The sequence below is a fragment of the Chryseobacterium angstadtii genome, from assembly GCF_001045465.1.
Taxonomy (GTDB): Bacteria; Bacteroidota; Bacteroidia; order Flavobacteriales; family Weeksellaceae; genus Chryseobacterium; species Chryseobacterium angstadtii.
Window position 1 is genome coordinate 614,699 of the sequence record NZ_LFND01000003.1, and the last position, 23,799, is coordinate 638,497.

A 23,799-nucleotide genomic window follows, 5' to 3' on the forward strand; every position below is an offset into this window, starting at 1 on the left:
TTTTTCACAAATATAGTACTTGTATTTTGATGGCGGCAGGAGATAAAATCTTCTGTTCAAAAATTAATGACAAAAGAAATCGGAACCTAATATCAAGTCTCAAAACAAATTAGTGATATTTGTGAAAAACTCCTTGAGATTATTTTTTTCATTATAGTTTCTATTTATTATATTTGTAGAAACTTATTTTTAAATCTATGAAATTTATTATTTCAAGTGGTGAACTGCAGAAAGCATTGCAAACTGTAAGTGGCGTAATATCAAGCTCTCAGTCGAGACCGATTTTAGAAAACTATCTTTTTGAATTAGACGGGAATAACGTTACCATTACAGCATCTGATGGCGAGACTACTCTCGTTACTTCTTTGGAGGTAAAGTCTGACGATACGGGTAAATTTGCCGTTCCTGCTAAAATTTTTCAGGATTTTATCAAGACTTACGGAGAACAGCCTCTTACCTTCGCTGTAAAAGATAATGCAGAAGGAACCGGAAGCCAGCTTGAGATTTTAGATGAAAAAGACAATTTTGCGGTAGCACTGGATAATGCAGATGATTACCCGGAACTTCCCGAATTTGATGCTTCTCAAAGTGTAGCCATGCCTGCAGGAGTTTTGTCCGAAGCATTAACCAACACTCTTTTTGCAACAAGTAATGATTCTCTTCGTCCGGTAATGACAGGAGTACTTTTCCAGTTTGGAGAAAATGAAACTAACTTTGTTTCTACAGATTCCCACAGACTGGTGGTGTATAAAAGAACAGATCTGATGAATGCCGAGCCTATGGAATTCATCATGCCTAAGAAACCTTTGAACATTTTCAAAAATATCCTTGCCAGCTCCAATGAAGACGTTACCATCGACTTCAACGAGAATATGGCTAAATTTACTTTTGGAAAACATATCTGGATCTGCAGACTGATAGATGGGAAATATCCTAACTATACAGCGGTAATTCCGAAAGAAAATCCAAATGTACTGACGATCAACAGAAACCTTCTACTAGGAGCAATCAAAAGAGCGTCTATCATGTCTAATAAATCAACCAACCAGGTAAGATTTAAATTGTCTGCCAATATTCTTCACCTTCACGCTGAAGATACAGAATACGCAAACAAGGCAGATATGCAGATTCCTTGCGACTATAACGGAGAAGATATCAATATTGGTTTCAGCTCCAAGTTTTTAACGGAAATGCTTACTATTTTAGGCTCTGACGATATCACAATGAAAATGTCTCAGCCTAACAGACCAGGGATTATTGAACCTTTGGATGGTCTTGAAGACAGTGAAAATATTCTGATGTTATCAATGCCGGTAATCGGATTGTAATATTTCAAATTTATAATAACATATAAGAGATTGATTTTTTCAGTCTCTTTTTTAATGAGCTAATGCGTGATGACAAGAACATTTATATTCATCCTAATCATACAGTCTATCAATCTATTCTCTCAAAAAAACATCAAAGTGTACCATGAAAAAAAAGGGGATACTTTGGTTTTGTATGCTGATAATCAGGAAATATATCCCATGTCTTTTATTTTTTCAGGGATGCCGGAATTAGATAATATGAAAACTCCTGAAGCGTTTAAAATGACTCAGGTGATACCTGCCCAATCAGTAAGGAATAAAATAGCGTATTTTGTTGTTGCGGATAAAACAAAGAAATGGGCTGTGAAAAAAATCCCGGGTTACATGATGTACGTTGGTGACGTAACTTTGAAGAATTATGACAAAGATTATCAATATGATTTACCATTTAAAAAAGGGAAATCAATTGGTATTTATCAAGGATATAATGGTGCTTTTTCCCATCAAAATGAAAATTCTTTAGATTTTAATATGCCGGAAGGTACAGAGATTGTGGCTTCCCGAGAGGGAGTGGTGACAGATTTTGTTAAGCATAATAATACTGGCTGTCCTACAAGAGCTTGTATAGATCAGGCTAATTATATTACTATATTACTATTATGCATCCGGACGGAACTTTTGCACAATATTATCACTTAAAACAAAACGGTGTTAAAGTTAATATCGGAGATCAGGTGAAGAAAGGCGATGTCATTGGATTAAGTGGAAATACAGGTTGGAGCAAAGGACCGCATCTGCATTTTGTTTGCTATATTCCAAGGGTGAGTGAGAATAAATCCAGAGAAACGATCAAAACTCTTTTTAAAACAGGGAACGGGAACAAAGCAGAATATCTCGTGGAAAAAAAGACCTATTCAAAAGAATACTAATATTGAATAGAATACTTGGTGGGTTTGTTCATAATTTTGAATATTAATCATGGTATGACGGTTATAAATAATTTTAAATTTTCACTGGAAAAATAAACTGAATTTACTAAATCATGACCGAGAAAAATTAAAAGTTATTCTCTTAAAGTCATCTCTAAATTTCGCTGTTTCTTAAAAAAACACGACATTTGTATCGCGAAAAATTCAAGTAAATTTTCAAAATAAAAAAAGGTTTCTGACCTTTGAAACAACAAAAATGATCAGGTAAAAGAAGAAAAACGGATATCTGACCAATAAAAATAGATTGAGCAAATGAAAATATCAAACAACTGGCTGAAAGACTTTATCAAAACGGAACTGAAAACGGAAAGAATCGGAGAATTCCTTACTGATATAGGCCTTGAAGTAGAGGGGATAGAAAAATTTGAAAGTGTAAAAGGAAGCCTGGAAGGTATTGTAGTAGGAAAAGTATTAACCTGCGAAAAACACCCGAATGCAGACAAATTAAAGAAAACGACAGTTGACGTAGGAAACGGGAAAATATTAAATATCGTTTGTGGTGCTCCCAACGTAGAAGCAGGACAAACCGTACCTGTAGCAGTAGTGGGAACTAAGATCTATGATAAAACCGGAAACTTTTTCGAAATTAAAGAAGCCAAGATCAGAAGCGAGGTTTCTCAGGGAATGATCTGCGCGGAAGACGAGCTCGGACTTAGTGACGATCATGGCGGAATTATGGTTTTAGACGAAACCAAATATGAAGTAGGAAAGAATTTTGCAGATTACTTTGAATTAACCAATGATGAAGTGATCGAGATTGGTTTAACGCCAAACAGAACAGATGCTATGTCGCATTATGGTGTTGCAAGAGATCTTCATGCATTCCTTTCAACCAACCAGCAGAAATCTACATTTGAAAAAGTATCTTCTGTAGTATTGAATAATGAAGGTTCGCACCAGTTTACTCTGGAAGTTGAAAATGCGGAACTGTGCCCAAGATATATTGGAGCTGTCATTGAAAATGTGAAAGTAGCAGAATCTCCGGCTTGGTTAAAAGACAGATTAAAAGCAATCGGTTTAAGCCCAATTAACAATATTGTAGATATTACCAACTATATTCTTCACGGATATGGGCAGCCTCTTCATGCATTTGATGCAGATAAAATTGCCGGAAATAAAGTAAAAGTAGGAACGGTAAAACCGGGAACGAAGTTCACCACTCTGGATGGTGTGGAAAGAACTTTGAACGGTTCTGAAGTCATGATTAAAGACGGAAAAGACAATCCTATGTGTATTGCAGGTGTTTTTGGGGGTGCCAATTCCGGTGTTTCCGATACAACTGAAACCATATTCCTGGAAAGCGCTTATTTCAATCCGGTTGCCGTAAGAAAAGGAGCTAAGTTTCATGGATTGAATACGGATGCTTCTTTCAGATTCGAAAGAGGAGTAGACCCGAATATTACCAGAACGGCAATCACTCATGCGATTAAAATGATTCAGGAAATTGCAGGTGGAAAACTGACAGGAGATCTGCTGGAAGAATATCCAAAGAAAATCGAAGACAATTATGTGATCATCAGATTCTCAAAGATTGAACAGATCCTGGGAACAAAGATTCACAGAGAAAAGGTGAAAGAGATTTTAAAATCTTTGGAAATCCAGGTTTTAAATGAAATTCAGAACGGACTTGAAATTTCCGTACCTGCCTACAGAGCTGATGTTACGAGAGAAATTGATGTAATTGAAGAGATTTTAAGAATCTACGGATATAATAAAATTGATGCTCCTCAGAAAATTTCCTTCACTCCGGTTAAGCTAAGTGCAAACGATCAGGATGAATTGGAAAACAACTGGGCAAGAACATTACAAGGTCTTGGATTCAACGAAGCAATGAACAACTCACTGACTTCCGTAAAAGACGAAACCGATGCTGTAAAATTATTGAACCCGTTAAGCGGAGATCTTGCCTTCATGAGAAAATCTTTATTGGAAGGTCTTTTACAGAATGCGGTGTACAATATCAACAGAAAGAACCAGGATATCAAGTTCTTCGAGTTTGGAAAGATCTACCACAAAAAAGATAAATACGAGGAAAGAAAACAGCTTGCTTTGCTGGTAACAGGAAGAGAAGTTGCAGAAAACTGGTTGCAGCCTAAATCTGCCGTAAGCTTCTACAATCTTAAAGCCTATGTAAAAGTCTTATTGGAAAGACTGGCTGTTGATTATAAAGAAGTTGCTTTAGCCGATGACAGATTCTCTGATTCATTGTCTTATGAAGCCGGTGGAAAAACTTTAGTAAGAATCGGGAAAGTTTCTCCTGCACTGACGAAAGAGTTTGATATTGAGCAGGAATGTTTCTATGCAGAAATAGAACTTGAATGGGCACAGGAATTACGTTCCAAAAACGTTCTTAAGTTTAAAGATATTCCTAAATTCAATAAGATCAGAAGAGACCTTGCCTTATTGATAGATAAGAATGTAAACTATCAGGATCTGTATCAGACTGCGAAAAAGAACAAATCTCCTTTCATCAAAGCCATTAACCTGTTTGATGTATACGAAGGTAAAAACCTTCCGGAAGGAAAGAAATCTTATGCCATGAGTTTTGAACTTTTAAACGAAGAGAAAACACTGGAAGAAAAGGAAATTTCTGAAGTAATGGATTCTCTGATCAAAGCATTCCAAAAGGAATATAACGCAGAATTAAGATCATAAATCTTAAGAAAATATAGTATTGAAACGGGCTTTAGCCCGTTTTTTTGTTTCCTATTCTGTGCAGATCACCCAAAGATCCCGTAGATTCGGAACAAAAATTTTATCTGTAATTTTCAGCAAAATAAAGATCAGTTCAATCTGCATAATCAGCGAGAGAATAAAAGAATCCTGATAGATATTCAATAGGAGCGGGCTTTAGCCCGCTTTCAAATTACCACAATAAGAAAGGCTTTAGCCCAAAATTAGAACCCTTAAAAAGTAATAAAATCCCCCGCATCCCGTTTAAATAATATAATTTCCTTAAATTTGAGTAATTCAAAAAGTAAAAAATGAAAAATCTTTTTTTAAGTATATGTGCAGCAGCTGTTCTGGCATCATGCGGAACAATGTCCAGTGCTTCCGCTTCTAAAGTAGGAAAAGCACAGCCTTCACTGGCCAATACAAAATGGACATTAGCTGATAATGTGAAAGGTAAGGTGCCAACCCTTAATATTGAGGGGGAAAAGATCAATGGAAATGCAGGATGCAACAACTATTTCGGAACCGCTAAAATAGATGCTTCTACAGGTGATTTCTCTGCAGGACAAATGGGATCTACTAAAATGATGTGCAATAATATGAGCGTTGAGCAGAATTTTATGGATATGGTAGGGAAGGCCAACAAATATGTGATTTCCGGAACTACACTGGAACTTTATAAAGACAATCTTCTGCTGTTGAAATTCAATAAAACTGAATAAAAAATAAAAGGAACTCAATTTGAGTTCCTTTTTTATGTTTAGGTTGTTATTATTCTTCCTCTTCTTCGTCGTACTTAGCCAACTCCTCATCACACCATTTAAACGCAGCTTCTACCACTTTTGTAGCTTCGTCTGCCATAGTTTCTTCATCGTCACCTTCCAAATCATCTAGCCACTCAACTTCTTCTTCCTCAACGTTTAAGATGAATCTTGGATATTCTGTGTGAACTACGAATAAATCTTCAGGAAATTCCGAATTGTCTGCTAATAAAAACTTTGGTAATTTCATTTTTTTTAATGTTTTAACTTTATCAAAGATAAATAAAATTATTGACTTAAAATTATTTCAAAAACATTTTTGAAACTTTTTCAGCTTTTTTGCTTTCTGAATAATCGTAGAAACCTTCACCGGACTTTACGCCCAGTTTCCCCGCCATTACCATATTAACAAGAAGTGGGTTCGGCGCATATTTAGGATTTTTGAAACCGTCATACATTACATTAAGAATGGCAAGACAGATATCAAGACCGATAAAATCTGCCAGCTGAAGAGGTCCCATAGGATGAGCCATTCCAAGCTTCATGACCGTATCAATCTCTTCCACGCCGGCTACTCCGTTGTAAAGGGTTTCAATAGATTCGTTAATCATCGGCATCAGAATTCTGTTGGCTACAAAACCTGGATAATCATTCACTTCTACAGGCACTTTTCCTAAGGTTTTGCTCATGTCGTAGATCGCGTCAAACGTCTCTTTAGAAGTAGAATATCCTTTGATGATCTCTACCAGCTTCATGATAGGAACCGGGTTCATAAAATGCATTCCGATCACCTTATCAGCTCTTTTGGTAGCAGCGGCAATTTTAGTGATAGAAATAGAAGACGTATTGGTCGCCAGAATACAGTTGGCAGGAGCCAGCTCATCCATCTGTCCGAAGATCTTCAGTTTAAGATCCTGGTTTTCAGTAGCTGCTTCTACTATAAGGTCTGCAGCTCCGGCAGCGTCTTTAAGCTCTGTAAACGTAGTGATATTCCCTAATGTTTCAGCTTTTTGCTCTTCGGTAAGGTTTCCTTTGGCAATGATTCTGTCAAGGTTGGTTGTAATGGTTTTCAGTCCTCTGTCCAGAGCATCCTGAGATACATCCACAAGATTTACTTTGAATCCGCTTTGTGCAAAAGTATGCGCAATGCCATTTCCCATAGTTCCTGCTCCAATAACGACAATGTTTTTGATCATTTTTTTCTTTTATTTTTTATAGATAGTTAAATTTTTAATTCCAGTTAAATCAGATTGATAAACAGTTACTGCCGGATCGAAATCCACTGTACCGTCACTGTCCTGTTTTCTGGCTTTATTTTGTGAAGTAATGATAGATTGAAGGCCTTTTGCAAACATCTTTTTTTGCTTTTTACCCAATTTGTTTGTTCCGATGTATAAATTAAATTCACCTTCTCTTCCCATTCCTCCCTGTTTCAGAACTTCAAAAGTACCGAGCTGATTAGTCTTCTCAAACTTTTTCAGATAATCCATTACCGGTTTTGTAGAAGGAGTTCCGCAACAGATGCTGCCGTAACTTATTTTTATATAGCTCAGGCTCTTTTGTGCAAAAAAGAGTGCTGAACAGAAGAGAAATGTTGTTACTGCTATTTTTTTCATATCAATCATTTTTAAAGGATGAAGAACTGTGTTCAATCAGTTTCTCAGCTTTAAAAATAAGCTTAATATTTTATTTATTAAAATCGTCCCAAACTGCTTTGGAAATGTCGGAAACCATTTTGCAGTTTACCGCATCAGTTTCCGTAGAATTGCTTACAAATACAGCAATTGCATAATGTTTTCCGTTGGGAAGAGTGATAATTCCCATATCATTTTCAGCAACCGTAAGACCGTTGTCATACTTTCCGGAAGAACCGGTTTTGTGAGCTACAGGCGTGTTTTTAGGAAGCTGCTCCACAATTTTGTTGGTACCTGTTTTGGTTCCGATCATAATCTGCATCAGATAATCCGTAGACTTTTTGGAAAGCAGTTTTCCGTCATAGAATTTTTTCAGAACATGTACTGCGGAATTGGGTGTACTGTAATTGTCATACTGTGTTTTCCAGTTTTTGTGCATGTCATCTTCATTACGCTTGATCTGGAAGCCTTTTACCCCTTTGGAGTCCATGAATTTCTGCACAGTTTGCGTTCCTCCGATAAGTTTTAACAGCAGATCACAGCCATTATTATCGCTTAGCGCAACAGTGTAATCGAGTACTTCTCCCAAAGAAAGGGAAATATTGGCATCAGGATATTTCTCACGGATGGGCGACCAGGTGTTTTCCAGCATATCTTCTTTTTTGAAGAACAGCTTCTGATCCAGTGAAAGCTTTCCCTGGTCAACAAGATCCAGCACTGCACACGCAATATGGAATTTGAATACACTTAAAGTCGGATACGGCCGATCTCCATTCTTATTATATTTCACATTGTTTTCAAAACCCAGAACAGAAACTCCGACGGTCGCTTTTTTACCCTTAGTAATAGCGTCTATTTTCTGCGCTAAAGCTGATTTCTGCGCGAAGGTGAATGATGAAACCAGAAGAAAGAAAAGTCCTATTTTTTTCATAATATGGCTATTAAAGCAGCTTTTTTACTGCTTAACAAGAATATTCAGGTTTAAAATAATTAAGAAATAAGCTTTACAATTTCCAGAGCAACCTTTAAAGCTTCGGTCCCGTCTTCCAGGGAAACTTCTACATTTGTACCGTCGGTAATGGCATCTGCAAAAGAATTTAATTCGTCAAGAATAGCATTATTAGGCTGAATATCCGGATATTCAAATAAAATCTGATTCTTTTCCCCATCGGCATTTTCAATGATCATATCGAAAGGAGTAGGATTTTCAGGAGCATCTTTCATCCGGATAACTTCTGCTTTTTTCTCAAGGAAATCTACAGAAATATAGGCATCTTTCTGGAAGAAACGGCTTTTTCTCATCGCCTTCATCGAAATTCTGGAAGTCGTAAGATTCGCTACACAGCCATTCTCAAATTCTATTCTGGCATTGGCAATATCCGGAGTCTTGCTTACTACACATACGCCGCTGGCATGAATATTTTTAACCTTAGATTTAGCCATGCTTAATAAAATATCCAGATCATGAATCATAAGATCCAATACAACAGAAACATCAGTTCCTCTTGGATTGAATTCCGCCAATCTGTGAATCTCAATGAACATCGGATCCTTGATATAGTCTTTGGTAGCGATAAAAGCAGGATTGTATCTTTCAACATGACCTACCTGCGCTTTGATCCCGTTTTCTTTGCATTTCTGAAGAATTTCTTCCGCCTGCTCAAGAGTTTGGGTTACCGGTTTTTCAATAAAAAAATGAAGACCTTTTTCAATGGCTTTTAATGCATAATCGTAGTGATACACTGTAGGCGTCACAATATCAAGCATATCAATCTGCTCAAGAAGTTCGTCAAAATTTTCAAAATATTTATATCCGAATTCAGCTTCTATTTTTTTTCCGTTTTCAATATCTTTATCGTGGAAACCTACCAGCTCGTACTTATCTGATTGGTTAAGAAGTCTTAAATGGATCTTTCCCAGATGTCCGGCACCTACCAAACCTGCTTTTAACATAGATTTTTTAATTTTTGTAAAGATAAGAATTTTAGGTATTAGGAAATACGTTGTCGCTTTTAGGTTGATAAGTATTGATAGTTTTTTTACTTTTGTAGAATCTACTACCCACAACCTAATAACTACTATCTTAGTAATGATGCATGATTCGTTTGTACATAAAGGAAAAAGAAAAATCTTAGTTGAATATTTAAGACATAAAATCGGCATCTCAGATGAGAATGTACTTTCGGCAATGAGTGAAGTTCCGAGACATCTTTTTATCGAAAGTATTTTTGAAGATTATGCGTATGAAGACCGGGCATTTCCCATCTTATCCCATCAGACTATTTCCCATCCTTCAACGGTAGCAGAACAGTCTGAGCTGTTACAGGTAAGACCGGGCGAGAAAGTACTGGAAATCGGGACAGGATGTGGATACCAAACAGCCGTTCTACTGGCAATGAAAGCTTTGGTTTATACCGTGGAAAGGCAGAAAGATCTTTTTGATTTTTCCAAGAAGAAGTTCAGAGAGCTGCATTTGAACCCAAAATTTCAGAGTTTCGGAGATGGTTTTGCCGGGCTTCCTACTTTTGCTCCATTTGATAAGATTATTGTTACCTGTGGTGCTTCAGTGTTGCCTACGGAATTACTGAAACAGCTGAATGTTGGAGGAAAAATGGTTATTCCGTTGGGGCCTACTGATGAACAGATTTTGTACAGATTTACAAAAACGGCTCCTACTCAGTTTGAAAAAGAGGAATTCGGAGCTTATAAATTTGTTCCCATGTTGGGAAATACCAATCATTAATGCGTATTTTTTAATTTACCCAATAAAAATCTTAGATTTTTTATAAAACTTCGGTGTACTTTTCTGCAGTAGGATTTTAAACTTTAAATTAACTGATAGGTCTAAAAACTTTTGTGACTTTTGTGGTTAATATAAAATGAAGATGATAAGAATAGTTAAGAAAAATCAAATGATTTTTTAAGCAGTATTTCTTCAAGCGAAGCTCACCTTACTATTCTTAAAAGCTTAAAAAACCTTAATGGTTCAATTGTTTTAATTTCTCGCAGATTAAGCTGATGGCGCAGATTTTTTATAAAACTTCGGTGTACTTTTCTGCAGTAGGATTTTAAACTTTAAATTAACTGATGGGTCTAAAAACTTTTGTGACTTTTGTGGTTGATATTTTTCATTAACCACGGATTTCACGGAGGAGCACAGATGTTTGTGTTCAATCTTTAAGCTCGCGCGAATTGTGCAGATTATGCAGATTTCTTTATTATCCCATATAAAAATCTTAGATTTTTTGTAAAACTTCGGTGTCCTTTTCTGCAGCAATATTTTAAACTTTGCATTAATTAAAGTGTTAAAAACTTTTGTGCCTTTTGTGGTTAATATAAACCATTAAGATCAATGAAGATGATAAGAATAGTTAAGAAAAATCAAATGATTTTTTAAGCTGTATGTCTTCAAGCGAAGTTCACCTTCATATTCTTAAAAGCTTAAAAAACCTTAATGGTTCAATTGTTTTAATTTCTCGCAGATTGAGCTGATGATGCAGATTTCTTTATCATACCCAATAAAAATCTAAGATTTTTTACAAAACTTGTGTGTCCTTTTCTGCAGTATTATTTAAAACTTAAATTAAAGTGTTAAAAAACTTTTGTTCCTTTTGTGGTTTATATTTTTTATCTTGAACTTCAAACAGAACTTCAATCAGAAATAATCAATGAAAGTATTTATCAATAAAAGAATTCCGGAAACAGGAATCCATAAGCTGAAAGAAGCAGGACTTGAGGTTTTTATTCCGGAACACGAAAATCTGTCTTATGAAGAATGGCTGATTTATTGTCAGAATAGTGATGCTATTTTAGGGGTAGGCGGAGAATTTAAATACAATAAAGATTTTTTCGATCAATGCCCCAATATAAAGATGATTGCTTTATACTCTGTAGGTTTTGATCATGTAGATATTCCGGAAGCCTCTCGGAGAAATATTCCGGTTGGAAATACACCGGATGTACTCAGCAAAGCCACATCTGATGTAGCATTTCTGTTGATGCAGTCGGTGGCGAGAAGAGCCAGCTATAATTTTCAGAAAGTAAAAGACGGACATTGGGGAGGCTTTGATCCATTACATGCTTTAGGGCAGGAACTGTATGGAAAAACGCTAGGAATATTGGGCTTGGGAAGAATAGGTTTTGAAATGGCTAAAAAGTCTAAAAATGCTTTTGGTATGGAAATCATTTACCACAACCGAAACCGCAATGAAGAAGCAGAAAAGGAGTTAAATGCCCGCTACGTTTCTTTCGAAGAATTGGTGGAGCAATCTGATGTTTTAAGTGTTCACGCGAATTTTACCCCTGAACAGAAGGATCTTTTCAATGCTCCTGTTTTTGGAAAAATGAAGAACAACGCCATTTTCATCAATACGGCGAGAGGCGGTTTCCAGAACGAAAAAGACCTGTATGAAGCACTAATCTCGAAAAAAATATGGGGAGCAGGTTTAGATGTAACTCATCCCGAGCCTATGTCTAAGGAAAGTCCGCTTTTAGAATTATCGAGTGTTTGTGTACTGCCGCACATCGGTTCTGCAACGATCGAGGCAAGAACAGGGATGGCAAATATCGCAGCCAAGAATATTATTGCTTTTTCAAAAGGTGAAAAAATACCTTATTGCGTGAATCCGGAAATCTATAAAGTTAATTGATTTTCATTTTTAAGGTGTTCTGTCAATTTTTTCAGACCATCCGTCGCTCCAGCTCATATTGACTGCCTGGAATTTATCATTTGACAGATTAATGAATTCTATTTGATAATCTCCGCCTATCTGAAACAAGGTTTGAGAAATAGCAATCATCGGAAAGGGAACTTTGCTGTTTTGGTTGACATCTCTGAAATACAATTGGCTGTCCTGTTTTGTAATTTCAAACTCGGCAAAACGACCAGTATATTTTTCCATTTGGCTGCTATCAATTTTGATATCGGCTATTTGTGATTCGTTGTAATGAATAAGCCATTGTATTTTTGACTTTTCCTGATTGTTCGCTGTTTTAAGTTTATCTTTAAGTATTTCATTTTGTGCGGTGAGCAAAGGAGAATCAGATAGGATATCCGGAACAACTCCTGTACCTTCCCAGTCCGTATGTGTTTTCTCATTTTCATGACGGAGATAAGGGATAAAACCAACAAAACCATTGCCCAGACTAAAACTTCGGGTGAGGTGAGCGCCTCCGCTTGTAGAATTTCCAACCACTTTTGCATTTCGAAGGGTCAGTAAAGTATACGCAAATCCTTCGGCGGCAGAGAATGTTTTTTTACTAACCAATATATAGACAGGCATTTTCATGCGTAAGTTTTCACCATTTTCGGGGCTTTCCACAAAACTGTCGGTCCATGTATTTTGGATACGGTTAAAGGTGCGTCCTGTTTTCGTTCGATGATCAAAAAAGTAGCCCAATATATTATTTGATGCTCCGCTGCCACCACGGTTATTTCGTAAATCGATGATCAAGGCATCGGTGTTTGATAAAAACTGCATCGCCGACTGAATTATTTTCCGGGCTTCATTACTGGATAATGCAAAATTGGTAAATTCCATATATCCAATGTTTGAGGGCAGAATTTCAAGCTTCTTAAAGTAAAAGTTCTGAGACTTTTCTTTGGCAATATCCAGTTCTGTTATTTTGTCTTTATCCGAAATGGAAGAATTAAACTTAATAATATCTTTCTCAAGCTGAGGATTATACTCAATTCGCAAATGTTTGTCGTTCTGAACAGAAAGGATATCTGTTGTAATTTTATCCGTAAGTTGTACAGGATCAGTCAGATTTTTGTATTTCCCCTTTTTGTATTGGTTATTGAGAAATTTGACAATTAATGCGCCTTTATCAGGATAAACATAATTTCTTTGAATAATAGTGTCGATACTGTGAATAACCTCTTTAATGGTCGTTTGATCAATCTGAGTTTTTTTTTCCTGTGCGAATAAGACGGGTCCGGATAAACTTAATCCCAGTGAAATGGCGGCCAGAGATAACGATATATTTTTTTTCATTGCTCTATTTTATAAGTTAAATGATACCATTAAATCCATTCACCGCTTTATTTTCGATCTGTCTCTTTTGTAGATTTAAAGAATCTTTTGGTCAGGTTAAAATACAATAACTCAATGAATAATAAATAGCACTAGAATAACAATTTAAATTTTATTTTGAAAAAAAGTTTACCCATAAATCCTGAGCTTGGAATTATTTTTGTTCTTATTCTTAAACCCTAAACACTTCATATTATGATACCAGAAGATAACATCAACGAACAAAACAGAAAGCTGGAAGAGATGGATTACAATCCCAGCGAAGACATATTTAATAAGGAAAAGCACATTCCGATGGATGGTGACGGAAATCCTATTCTGAAAGAAGAGGATGATGATAAAATAGATGGAGGTCTGGATATTCCAGGAACCGAAGATGACGACGATATGGAAGAAATTGGATCTGAAGATGAAGAAAACAACTACTGGAGCCTCAGCGATAATGAAGATGATCACGAAGAAGAGAATGATGATCTGATAAGGTAGTATTTAAGTAGTATCTATTAAATGTATAGTTTTTTATTAATAATTACAATGCAATTATTTGACTATCAGTTGTTTGTATTTTACCTGCGTTAATTTTAATTTTTTTTAGAATTAAATGGATTGAAATGTTTTGACAAATTGCTAACTTCACTGTATTATTGTGATTAATTTTTTTAAATTTTTCAATATATGGTGAAAGCTCTACAATTATCAATGTTATTCATTGCTGTTTTTGTTTTTTCACAGGCTTCTGGCGATATAAAGGTAAAAGATGCGGCCGGAAACGAAAGTTTTAATGTAACCTGTAATAATAACCTCGATGCCAATGGCTGCCTGTCTCTTCATGTAGAATACCCGGTTCTGAAGCAGACTACCAGTTACGAAGTGAGTTCCACTCCTTACAATCCACCTGTTGCCCTGAATCAGGGAACACCACTTAATGCGGATTATGATGATTTATTTGCTGTAAAACTGGATCTACCTTTTAAATTCTGTTTTTTCAATCAGCATTTTGATGCTCTTGTGGTAGGTTCCAACGGGATGATTACTTTTGATGCTGATCAGCTAGGGAATATTAACTATCCAAATGTACAATGGCAAAATCCTAATACCGGTCTTTCTAAAAATTCTATTTTCGGAGTTTATCATGATCTTGTTTTTTCTGCCGGAGATCCTTCAGAGATCTACTATTCTACCGTAGGAAATGCACCGTACAGGAAATTTGTGATTAGTTTTTATGAAGGCAGAGTAGCAGGTTGTACAGACCGGTCTTCATCCCAGATTGTTTTGCACGAAACAACGAATGTTATTGAAGTTTTTGTAGAGAAAAAAATGACTCCCTGCCCAACCAGAAAATTTGAAAATGCACTCATTGGGGTGATTAATGCAGACGGAACAGCAGGATATTCGCCTGCTACAAGAAATACAGGGGTCTGGCAAGCTTCTCAGGAAGGTTGGAGATTCAGTCCGCTGGGAAACAATATAGTGCCTGAAGTCACATGGACGAATTCCCAGGGTCAGACCGTAGGAACCGGGATTCAGACAACGCTTTGCCCCACGCAGAATGAGACCTATACGGCCAGTGCTAATTTTGCCATTTGTGGAACCAGTACTCTTACTTTGACAGATGATTTTACCGTTACATTTGATCCTACGTATCCTGCAGCAAAAGATTTTACGCAGAATTTCTGTGGAAATGCGCCAGTTAATCTTAATCTAAATAATTTTCAGTCAAATCTTACTTCTCAAAATCCGGCCAATTTTAATTTCAGTTTCCATACAACACTGCAAAATGCACAAAATGGAACGAATGCCATCCCCACAGCTTATACCCTTACCGCCAATACCGTATTGTATGTAAGAATTCAAAATCCCAATGTTCCGGGATGTTTCAGGGTTGCTGTCTTAACCTTAAATTTTCTCACCAAAAATTTGCTTAAAACTACTGTAGAAATTTGTGACACCAATAATGATAATGTAGAACCAAATTATAATCTATCCTTACTGAACAGCGAACTTTTTCCAGCGGGAACTACAGGAATTTCTTATCATTTAACGCAAACGGATGCTCAGAATAATACCAATGCAGTAACAACAGCAAACATAACCACGAATTTACTTCTCTGGGTAAGACTTCAGGATACAGACTGTACTTATGTTTTAGGACCTGTACGTTTTAATTTCAAACCCGGAGTTAATATTAATTCACCTATCAATTTTTCTTATTCGGTTTGTGATATTAATGCAGATAACAGTGAGCCTTTTGATTATGCTGTCACTATTGGTCCGCTTATAACAACCCAACCCGGAGCTGTTTTTACAGCTTTTGAAACCTATGATGAAGCTCTTGCAGGTACAGGAACCGGTTTAATAACAATTAGGGAAGGCATATATCAGATTTTTATCAGGGTTCAGATCCCGAACGGATGCTTTGCCATTGTTCCCGTGAATATGAATGTGACGTTTACAAAAATTATCGTAGAGGTAAAGAATGAATATATTTGTTTTAATGGGACAGATGATATTAGTATCAATCTCACTACGCTTTCGGCAGGTATGCTTATTGCTCCGCCCACAGTTCCGGTCACCGAATTTTACGATGATTTTACAGCAGCCACAGCAGGGGTAAATCCCATCAGTCCTAATCAGGTGATTACGACTGACGGAAATCTGGTCATAAAAACATATTTTGTACGTTTTGAGCAGTCTGACCTTTGCTATACGATACGACCTATTAATGTTCATTTAGTGCATCCTGTTATTATTCAGTCCAACTTTACAGTTTGTGATTATGACCATAATAACACAGAAACGATACAGCTGGATCAGTACTCGGCTGCTATGGTGGGAAATCAGGTGGCAACAACAGCATTTTACCCGACAATGGCTGATGCGCAGAATGGAACTAATGCAATAACTACTTTAATAGTGACGGGCAATCATCAGATTTTTGTAAAAATTACTTCCTATAATTGTCATGAAATTTATCCTGTAAATTTCAGTCTTACTTCAAACTCCGGAGTCAATTCGCAGGTGAATATTATCGTTAACAATATTTGCGATAATAACAACGACGGATCTGAAGACTATAACTTGCTGCTGGCTCAGCCTCAGATCTATAATGGAGCGAATGCTACTTTTACCTATTATCTTAATTATGATCCCGCCACGCACGTTTTTTCCAATCCGATCAATAACCCGGGGCAGTTTCCGGTAGCAGGAAATGCGACAGTATACGTTAAAGTTGAATTCAATAACAGTGAATGTTTCTCGGTGGCGAAAGTCAATATACAAATGACATTTTTAGCCCCAATCCGGTTGAATAATGCAATATTGAATACCTGTGATAAAAATTTTGATTTAAATGAAACATTCCAGTTAAATGACGCCGTACCTCAGTTGTTCATTCCTGCGCAAAATACGGTGCCGCTTTCAAACATTACCATATCTTACTATCTCACATCTGCAGAAGCCAACGCTGGAAATCCGGCCAGCCAGATTGGAAATACGATCACTACCAATGTTTCCATGCTGATGGTCTGGGCAAGATTTCAATCCAATACCACAGGCTGTTATTCTATAGCTTCAATTCAGCTGAATACTTATTTCCCTCCAAAAGCGATAAGTACAACCATCAGTGTTTGTGATGAAAATCTGGATGGAAGCTACGAAGTCAATTTATTGAATTATACAGGTTCAATGGTTAATACACCTAATGCAGCCAATACTTTCAGTTTTTATCTTACCCAGCAGGACGCACAAAACGGGGTGAACGCCATTGCTAATCCGAGTAATTACACGGCTAATCCTTTCCCTTTGCAGATCTGGGTGAAAGTACAGAATATTCCGGGTTGTGATGATATTGTGAAAATAAATTTTGTTTTTGGAACTAAACTGACCCTTCAAAATCCTGGTCCTTTCCAGCTTAACAATGTTTGTGATAATGGAAATGATGGAATTGAAAATGTTAATTTAACACAATTTGAGCAACAGCTCAATCCTGGTGGTAACGCAACATTTATATATTATCCTTCTTTGGCTGACATGAACGCCAATACGAATGTAATTCCAAATCCTTCAGTGTATTTATTTAACCAAAATACAGGTCCCAATATCATTTATGTAAAAGTAAGTATTCCTGAATTTTGTTCCGAAAAGGCAGAAATTCACCTTTCTTTAAAAAAGCCTCCTTTTTTTACAATGCCTGTGCAATATATCTGTCCTGACGGTTCACTTACTTACACAGCCCAGGTTCCGGGATATACCATTGTAAGCTATGCTTGGACCCATCCTAATGGACAGGTCATTTCAACAGCAGCTACCGTTACCGGAATCAAAACTCCAGGAATATACAGTCTTACCGTAACATCGGATAATGGATGTACTTATACAGCAACTCTTGAAGTTAAATATTATGAGGTACCGGTTATTCAAAGAATTGATGTTAATAATAATCAATGTACAGTATTTGCAACAGGTTCAAAAACAATCCTGTATTCTATAGACGGAATTAATTGGCAGACAAGTAATATATTCTATAATTTACCGAGAGAAATTATTACGTTCTATGTGAAATATAAAGATGAGGCATGTATTGTAACCCATGAAGAATTGATTCTGGATATTAAAAACACTATTACCCCTAATGGAGACGGCCATAATGATCAGTGGGTTATAAAAAATCTCCGGATTTTTGGTGGAGGTATGACCAATGTGAAGATATTTGACCGATATCAGTCCTTAATATTTGAGCAAAGTACAAATACACAGATTGTATGGGACGGAACTATAGCCGGAAGAGTGATTCCTACAGCCACCTACTGGTATGTGATCACCCTGCCGAACGGTAAAGTAATTTCAGGCTGGCTTCTCGTTAAAAATACGAAGTAAAATGTAAAATTTTCATATCACCACATTATCACATCATCAAATCATCACATCACCCGAATCAACACATCACGAAATTCCCTTGCCTATATTTCCTAATTTGAATATCTTTAAAACTTCAAACATTTTATTCTAAACATTGAATTTTAAATAGCCATATGACATTTCAGGAACAGATACAGCAGGGGATTCCAAATCAGCTGCCACAGCCTAAACCATACGAAACCAATATCAACCATGCACCAAAGCGTAAAGAAATTTTAGGAGAAGAAGAAAAGAAGCTTGCTCTGAAGAATGCACTGCGTTATTTCGAACCTCAGTTTCATGCAGAGTTATTGCCTGAATTTAAGGAGGAACTGGAAAAATACGGAAGAATTTATATGTATCGTTTCCGTCCGGATTATGAAATGAAAGCAAGATCTATTGCGGATTATCCCGGGAAATCTGAGCAGGCGAAAGCCATTATGCTGATGATTCAGAACAACCTGGATTATGCCGTGGCGCAGCATCCTCACGAACTGATTACGTACGGAGGAAATGGGGCGGTATTTTCAAACTGGGCTCAGTATCTTTTAACGATGAAATATTTGTCTGAAATGACGAATGAACAGACGCTGGTGATGTATTCCGGCCATCCGATGGGGCTTTTCCCGTCTCATAAAGATGCTCCAAGAGTGGTGGTAACAAACGGTATGATGATCCCGAACTATTCCAAACCGGATGATTGGGAGAAATTCAATGCTTTAGGGGTTACGCAATATGGACAGATGACAGCGGGAAGTTATATGTATATTGGTCCGCAGGGGATTGTTCATGGAACTACGATTACTGTTCTGAATGCATTCAGAAAGATTAAAAAAGATCCGAAAGGAGGCCTTTTTGTAACCTCGGGATTAGGGGGAATGAGTGGTGCACAGCCAAAAGCAGGGAATATTGCAGGCTGTGTGACTGTATGTGCTGAAGTGAATCCAAAGATCACAAAAATCCGTCACGAACAGAAGTGGGTGAACGAGATCCATGAAAATATAGATGAACTGATAGAAAGAGTAAGAAAAGCTCAGGAAAATAAAGAAACCGTTTCTCTTGCTTATCTGGGGAATATTGTGGAAGTCTGGGAGAAATTCGATGAGAAAAATTTAAAGATTGATATCGGTTCAGATCAGACATCGCTTCACAATCCTTGGGCTGGCGGTTATTATCCGGCAGGACAAAGCTTTGAGGAATCAAACAGAATGATGGCTGAAGAACCTGAATTATTCAAAGAGAAAGTTCAGGAAACATTAAGAAGACACGCTGCAGCCATCAACAAACATACTCAGAAAGGAATGTATTTCTTTGACTATGGAAATGCCTTTTTATTGGAGGCTTCAAGAGCCGGAGCAGATGTAATGGCAGAGAATCCAAGCTTGGGAAGAGAATTTAAATATCCGAGCTATGTTCAGGATATTATGGGACCTATGTGCTTCGATTATGGTTTCGGTCCGTTCCGTTGGGTATGTGCCAGCGGAAATCCGGAAGATTTACAGAAAACGGACGACATTGCATGTGCTGTTCTGGAAGAGATGGTGAAAAACTCTCCTGAAGAAATCCAGCAGCAGATGAAAGACAATATTCAGTGGATCAAAGGCGCTCAGGAAAATAAACTGGTGGTAGGTTCTCAGGCAAGAATTCTTTATGCAGATGCAGAAGGAAGAATGAAAATTGCGGAAGCTTTCAACAATGCCATCAAAAACGGAGAGATCGGACCGGTAGTTTTAGGAAGAGATCACCATGATGTTTCCGGTACGGATTCGCCTTACAGAGAGACTTCCAACATCTATGACGGTTCAAGATTTACGGCAGATATGGCGATTCACAATGTGATTGGTGACAGTTTCCGTGGCGCTACATGGGTTTCCATCCATAACGGAGGTGGAGTAGGCTGGGGCGAAGTGATCAACGGAGGTTTCGGAATGCTGCTGGACGGAAGTGAAGATGCAGACCGAAGACTGAAATCCATGCTCTTCTGGGATGTAAACAACGGTATCTCAAGAAGAAGCTGGGCCAGAAATGAAGGTGCTGTTTTCGCTATTAAAAGAGCAATGGAGGCAGAACCGAATCTGAAGGTGACACTACCGAATTTTGTGGATGAGAGTTTGTTTTAATTAAAAAAGAAATTAGATCATAAATGACTTTGCTGTATTTTGTATAGCAAAGTTTTTTTATTTTTATTCAAAACTATCTAAAGTTATTTTACGATATATGAGAAAATATATTTTAGCTGCAATATTGGGGTTTTTGCTCTCAGGCCCTGTTTCAGGTTGTCTTAATGGAGATACTAAACTGTTGGCAAACGGGGAAATGCTGTTTGGAGATTATGAGGGATTTGTTCCTTACGGACACAATTTCGGAGGAAATGATCGTTTAAAAGAATTGTTAGTATCACTTGAAAAAGGATATAAAGAAACTAAACATGTAGACTACCTTTCGGATCAGGGATATATTTTGATCCTACAAGGGAAATACAGGGAAGCGGTTGACTTATACAAAAGAATTGAATCTATGGCTCCCGGCAGATATTCCACAGCTTCCAATATGGGAACAGCTTATGAACTTTTGGGAAATGATAAGGAAGCTTTACGCTGGATTGAAAGATCTGTGAAGATCAGTTCAAAATCACATTTTTATTCAGAATGGATTCACATTAATATTTTAAAAGCTAAACTTAAAGGCGAAAAATATTTTACCTCCCAACATTTGATCAACACTGATTTTGGAAAAGAAGATCTTCCAAAATCAACATTGAAAAAAGAAGGTTTGGAGCTCCTTAGAGAACAGCTTTATTATCAGTTAAACGAAAGAATATCTTTTGTAGTGCCTAAAGATAAAATAGTGGCACAGCTTCTTTTTGATCTGGGAAACATTTCTTATTTGCTGGCAGATAAAGATGGTGCCCGGGAAACTTTTGAAAAAGCGAAGGAATATGGTTTTGAAGATCCTATATTGAAAATAAGAATTGAACTTTATCATCCACCTATTATTGATCATGCAAAAAAGGAAATTAAAAAAGAGCTTAAATTTCAGACGAAACAGGTTAGAAGATCTCAACTTATTGGGATTTTTGTTTCTATTTTATCACTGCTGCTTTCAGGATTAATTGTTTTTATTTTCAGAAAGAAAATATTTCCGATGCTTAAATAGAGTTTATTGAATTAAATCTTTTCATAATTCAACAAGTTGGATCAAAATATTTCAGTTGCGTTTCCAACCTTTATTGTAAATCTTGCATCTTTATTAGAAATTAAAAAAGAGATTATGAAACTTACCATATCAAAACCATGTCATGAAAATTGGGACACCATGAGTCCCGATGAAAAAGGAAAATTTTGCTCTGTTTGTTCTAAAGTGGTTAAGGACTTTACCAACTTTTCAGATGAAGAATTGTTGGCCAATTTTAATTCTGATGAAAAAGTCTGTGGAAGATTTACACAGGACCAATTAGAACGGAATTTAAACTTTTCACTAACAGGCAAACTGGCATTAGGATTATTGGCTGCAGGAGGAATGATAACCACCGCCAATGCGCAGGAATTAAAAGGGGAAGAAGTGAAAAAGATTGACTTTAAAAAAGGGCTGCCTGCTGTAGAGGTTATTAACAATACCATCAATAAAACCATATGGCTAGGTATGCCAACAAAAGAAAACATTGAATCTACACAGCCTTTGATCTTATTGGATGATAAGAAAATATCTGAAGAAAGAATGAAAAAGATCAATTCTGATCAGGTAAAAAGTATAAAAGTCCTTTCTGGTGAAGGGGCAGTAAAGCTTTATGGTAACAAGGGGAGAAATGGAGTTATTGTTATCGAAAGTAAGAAATAAGGGCTTCAAAAAAAACATATAATTTCAAGCTTTAGATTGATCTCCATTTTTGCTTTTAATCAAAAAGAATATATCGCTGAATTTTTTGTATAGAATTTATCTAAATTTTCAGGATACTCTTTCCAACCTTTTTCAGAATCAAAGCATCTTTATTTAAAAAAGAGACTATGAAAATCACGATACCAAAACCATGTCACGAAAATTGGGAAATGATGACCCCCGATGAAAAAGGAAGATTCTGTTCCGTCTGCTCGAAAACAGTTCACGATTTTACTTCTGCTTCTGATCAGGAGATTATAGAGGTTTTTTCTCATTCTTCAGAAGTTATTTGCGGAAATTTTAACACATCGCAGCTTAACAGAGATCTGAACTATTCTTTGATTAATTCATTGTTTACGAAGTTTGCGGTAGGTTTTATGTTGACAACAGGAGGATTTGTTTCTGTACATGCACAGCAAAATGAGATTCATGATACTTTAAAATCAGACGAACTAAAAGATGTAGTGATTTTTCAAAAGAAACAAAAAATGCTGCTTGGTTCAACGACAGTAGTACCGGGAAATCTTTTGGTGAATGCTCAACAGAATGATATGCAGGCAAAGTTAAGCGGTTTGATTGGCAATGGAGTTCCTACTGTACCAAAAGACAGTACTCCTCACCAGAAAATAACAATAGGAGGTGCTACATCTACATTAAGAAATGCTGAAAAACCTTTGTGTATCATTAATGGAAAGGTGAGCAGCCTGGAAGAACTCAATACGATGGATTCTAATATGATAGAAACCATGAATGTTCTGAGAGGAGCCTCTGCCACTGCGGTCTATGGTGAAAAGGCCCGGAACGGAGTCATCATTATTAAAACGAAAAAAGGGAAGATTAAGAAGTAAAACAGGCTGCGGCGATCGAAGATCGCCGCAGCCTGTTTTATCATAGTTTAAAAGCAAAACTTACTTTTTTATCGCTGCAATTGCTGCTTCATAATTCGGTTCCTGTGAAATATCGGCTACCTGCTCTTCATAGATAATTTTTCCTGAAGGATCTATGACAACAACAGCTCTGCTTAACAATCCCTTCATGGCAGAATCTGTAATTTCTACACCATAAGTTTTTCCGAAATCTGAACGGAAATCTGAAAGCATCACTACATTCTTGATTCCTTCTGCGCCACAAAATCTTTTCTGGGCAAAAGGCAGGTCTTTGGAAATACAAAGAACAACCGTATTGGGAATACTCGCTGCATCTTCATTAAAATGATGTACAGAAGCGGAACAAACACCTGTATCTACACTTGGGAAAATATTAAGGATCATAAATTTTCCTTTGTAAGAATCAAGGGTTTGATCTTTCATCGTCATATCCGTAAGCGTAAATTGGGGTGCTGCTTTATTTACTGCCGGCAGTTTGGCGTAAGTGTGTACTGGTTTTCCTCCCATCAGAACAGTATTTGCTGTTTTGCTATTTTGAGCGAAAATAAATGCTGAGAAGAACACTAATGTGCTGAAAGCTAATTTTGACAACATGAAATTTTATTTTTAGTAAAATTATTCATTTTTTCAGTATCTGACATTAATTTTAATTCAAACACCCGCCCAATAGAACAAATCTATCAACAGATTATTTTTAAAATCAATTTTAACGGCTACCTTTATTCTATAAAAATTATA

Annotated in this window: 20 protein-coding genes; 13 read left to right on the top strand and 7 right to left on the bottom strand. The window is 36.7% G+C overall.

Features of this window, described 5'->3' with window-relative positions; translation table 11 throughout:
• Positions 1-197 precede the first annotated feature (197 nt).
• From dnaN to ACM46_RS10690, 5 genes are all read left to right on the top strand, one after another.
• Positions 198-1,328, top strand: a complete 1,131-nt coding sequence (gene dnaN, locus ACM46_RS10675; protein WP_048506635.1) for a DNA polymerase III subunit beta — start codon at positions 198-200, stop codon at positions 1,326-1,328.
• A 138-nt stretch (positions 1,329-1,466) separates the two neighbouring features.
• Positions 1,467-2,009 carry a hypothetical protein gene (locus ACM46_RS23640; RefSeq protein WP_241485991.1) on the top strand — a complete coding sequence of 181 codons (543 nt, stop codon included), beginning with the start codon at positions 1,467-1,469 and terminating at the stop codon, positions 2,007-2,009.
• On the top strand, positions 1,970-2,239 hold the full coding sequence (locus ACM46_RS23795) for a M23 family metallopeptidase (RefSeq protein ID WP_277619852.1): 270 nt from the start codon (positions 1,970-1,972) through the stop codon (positions 2,237-2,239). Before ACM46_RS23640 ends, ACM46_RS23795 begins: the two co-directional genes overlap by 40 nt.
• Before the next feature lie 312 nt (positions 2,240-2,551).
• Complete coding sequence (pheT, locus tag ACM46_RS10685; RefSeq protein WP_048506636.1) at positions 2,552-4,954, top strand: phenylalanine--tRNA ligase subunit beta; 2,403 nt, start codon at positions 2,552-2,554, stop codon at positions 4,952-4,954.
• Positions 4,955-5,283: 329 nt separating this feature from the next.
• A complete protein-coding gene (locus ACM46_RS10690; protein WP_048506637.1) occupies positions 5,284-5,694 on the top strand; it encodes an META domain-containing protein in 411 nt (136 codons plus the stop codon).
• Positions 5,695-5,743: 49 nt separating this feature from the next.
• On the opposite strand, the gene ACM46_RS10695 is transcribed toward ACM46_RS10690, so the two are convergent.
• From ACM46_RS10695 to ACM46_RS10715, 5 genes are all read right to left on the bottom strand, one after another.
• Positions 5,744-5,983, bottom strand: coding sequence for a hypothetical protein (locus ACM46_RS10695; RefSeq protein ID WP_007845674.1), 240 nt, complete (start codon positions 5,981-5,983; stop codon positions 5,744-5,746).
• Positions 5,984-6,035: 52 nt separating this feature from the next.
• Positions 6,036-6,926: a 3-hydroxybutyryl-CoA dehydrogenase gene (locus ACM46_RS10700; protein ID WP_173426483.1), complete on the bottom strand. Its 891-nt coding sequence runs from the start codon at positions 6,924-6,926 to the stop codon at positions 6,036-6,038.
• Positions 6,927-6,938: 12 nt separating this feature from the next.
• The gene (locus ACM46_RS10705; protein WP_048507136.1) at positions 6,939-7,349 is read right to left on the bottom strand and encodes a hypothetical protein; all 411 of its coding nucleotides are present in this window, start codon (positions 7,347-7,349) and stop codon (positions 6,939-6,941) included.
• A 70-nt stretch (positions 7,350-7,419) separates the two neighbouring features.
• Positions 7,420-8,298, bottom strand: a complete 879-nt coding sequence (bla-A, locus tag ACM46_RS10710; RefSeq protein WP_048506639.1) for a CGA/CIA family class A beta-lactamase — start codon at positions 8,296-8,298, stop codon at positions 7,420-7,422.
• 59 nt (positions 8,299-8,357) lie between these two features.
• Positions 8,358-9,320, bottom strand: a complete 963-nt coding sequence (locus ACM46_RS10715; RefSeq protein WP_048506640.1) for a Gfo/Idh/MocA family protein — start codon at positions 9,318-9,320, stop codon at positions 8,358-8,360.
• 139 nt (positions 9,321-9,459) lie between these two features.
• Between ACM46_RS10715 and ACM46_RS10720 the strand changes: the two genes are divergently transcribed.
• Complete coding sequence (locus tag ACM46_RS10720) at positions 9,460-10,110, top strand: protein-L-isoaspartate(D-aspartate) O-methyltransferase (RefSeq protein ID WP_048506641.1); 651 nt, start codon at positions 9,460-9,462, stop codon at positions 10,108-10,110.
• Positions 10,111-11,035: 925 nt separating this feature from the next.
• Positions 11,036-12,016: a 2-hydroxyacid dehydrogenase gene (locus ACM46_RS10725; RefSeq protein ID WP_048506642.1), complete on the top strand. Its 981-nt coding sequence runs from the start codon at positions 11,036-11,038 to the stop codon at positions 12,014-12,016.
• Between the two features lie 9 nt (positions 12,017-12,025).
• On the opposite strand, the gene ACM46_RS10730 is transcribed toward ACM46_RS10725, so the two are convergent.
• Positions 12,026-13,363, bottom strand: coding sequence for a S41 family peptidase (locus ACM46_RS10730; protein ID WP_048506643.1), 1,338 nt, complete (start codon positions 13,361-13,363; stop codon positions 12,026-12,028).
• Positions 13,364-13,597: 234 nt separating this feature from the next.
• Between ACM46_RS10730 and ACM46_RS10735 the strand changes: the two genes are divergently transcribed.
• From ACM46_RS10735 to ACM46_RS10760, 6 genes are all read left to right on the top strand, one after another.
• A complete protein-coding gene (locus tag ACM46_RS10735) occupies positions 13,598-13,888 on the top strand; it encodes a hypothetical protein (protein WP_048506644.1) in 291 nt (96 codons plus the stop codon).
• Between the two features lie 189 nt (positions 13,889-14,077).
• Positions 14,078-18,277, top strand: coding sequence for a T9SS type B sorting domain-containing protein (locus tag ACM46_RS10740; RefSeq protein WP_083997382.1), 4,200 nt, complete (start codon positions 14,078-14,080; stop codon positions 18,275-18,277).
• A gap of 155 nt (positions 18,278-18,432) precedes the next feature.
• A complete protein-coding gene (locus ACM46_RS10745) occupies positions 18,433-20,418 on the top strand; it encodes a urocanate hydratase (protein WP_048506646.1) in 1,986 nt (661 codons plus the stop codon).
• A 97-nt stretch (positions 20,419-20,515) separates the two neighbouring features.
• Positions 20,516-21,454 carry a tetratricopeptide repeat protein gene (locus ACM46_RS10750; protein ID WP_048506647.1) on the top strand — a complete coding sequence of 313 codons (939 nt, stop codon included), beginning with the start codon at positions 20,516-20,518 and terminating at the stop codon, positions 21,452-21,454.
• Between the two features lie 114 nt (positions 21,455-21,568).
• Positions 21,569-22,135: a hypothetical protein gene (locus tag ACM46_RS10755; protein WP_131707575.1), complete on the top strand. Its 567-nt coding sequence runs from the start codon at positions 21,569-21,571 to the stop codon at positions 22,133-22,135.
• Positions 22,136-22,302: 167 nt separating this feature from the next.
• Positions 22,303-23,022: a TonB-dependent receptor plug domain-containing protein gene (locus tag ACM46_RS10760; protein ID WP_048506649.1), complete on the top strand. Its 720-nt coding sequence runs from the start codon at positions 22,303-22,305 to the stop codon at positions 23,020-23,022.
• A 60-nt stretch (positions 23,023-23,082) separates the two neighbouring features.
• Here the strand turns inward: ACM46_RS10760 and tpx are convergent, their stop codons facing one another.
• Entirely contained in the window at positions 23,083-23,655 is a 573-nt protein-coding gene (tpx, locus tag ACM46_RS10765) for a thiol peroxidase (protein WP_173426478.1), read from the bottom strand.
• Positions 23,656-23,799: the final 144 nt, after the last annotated feature.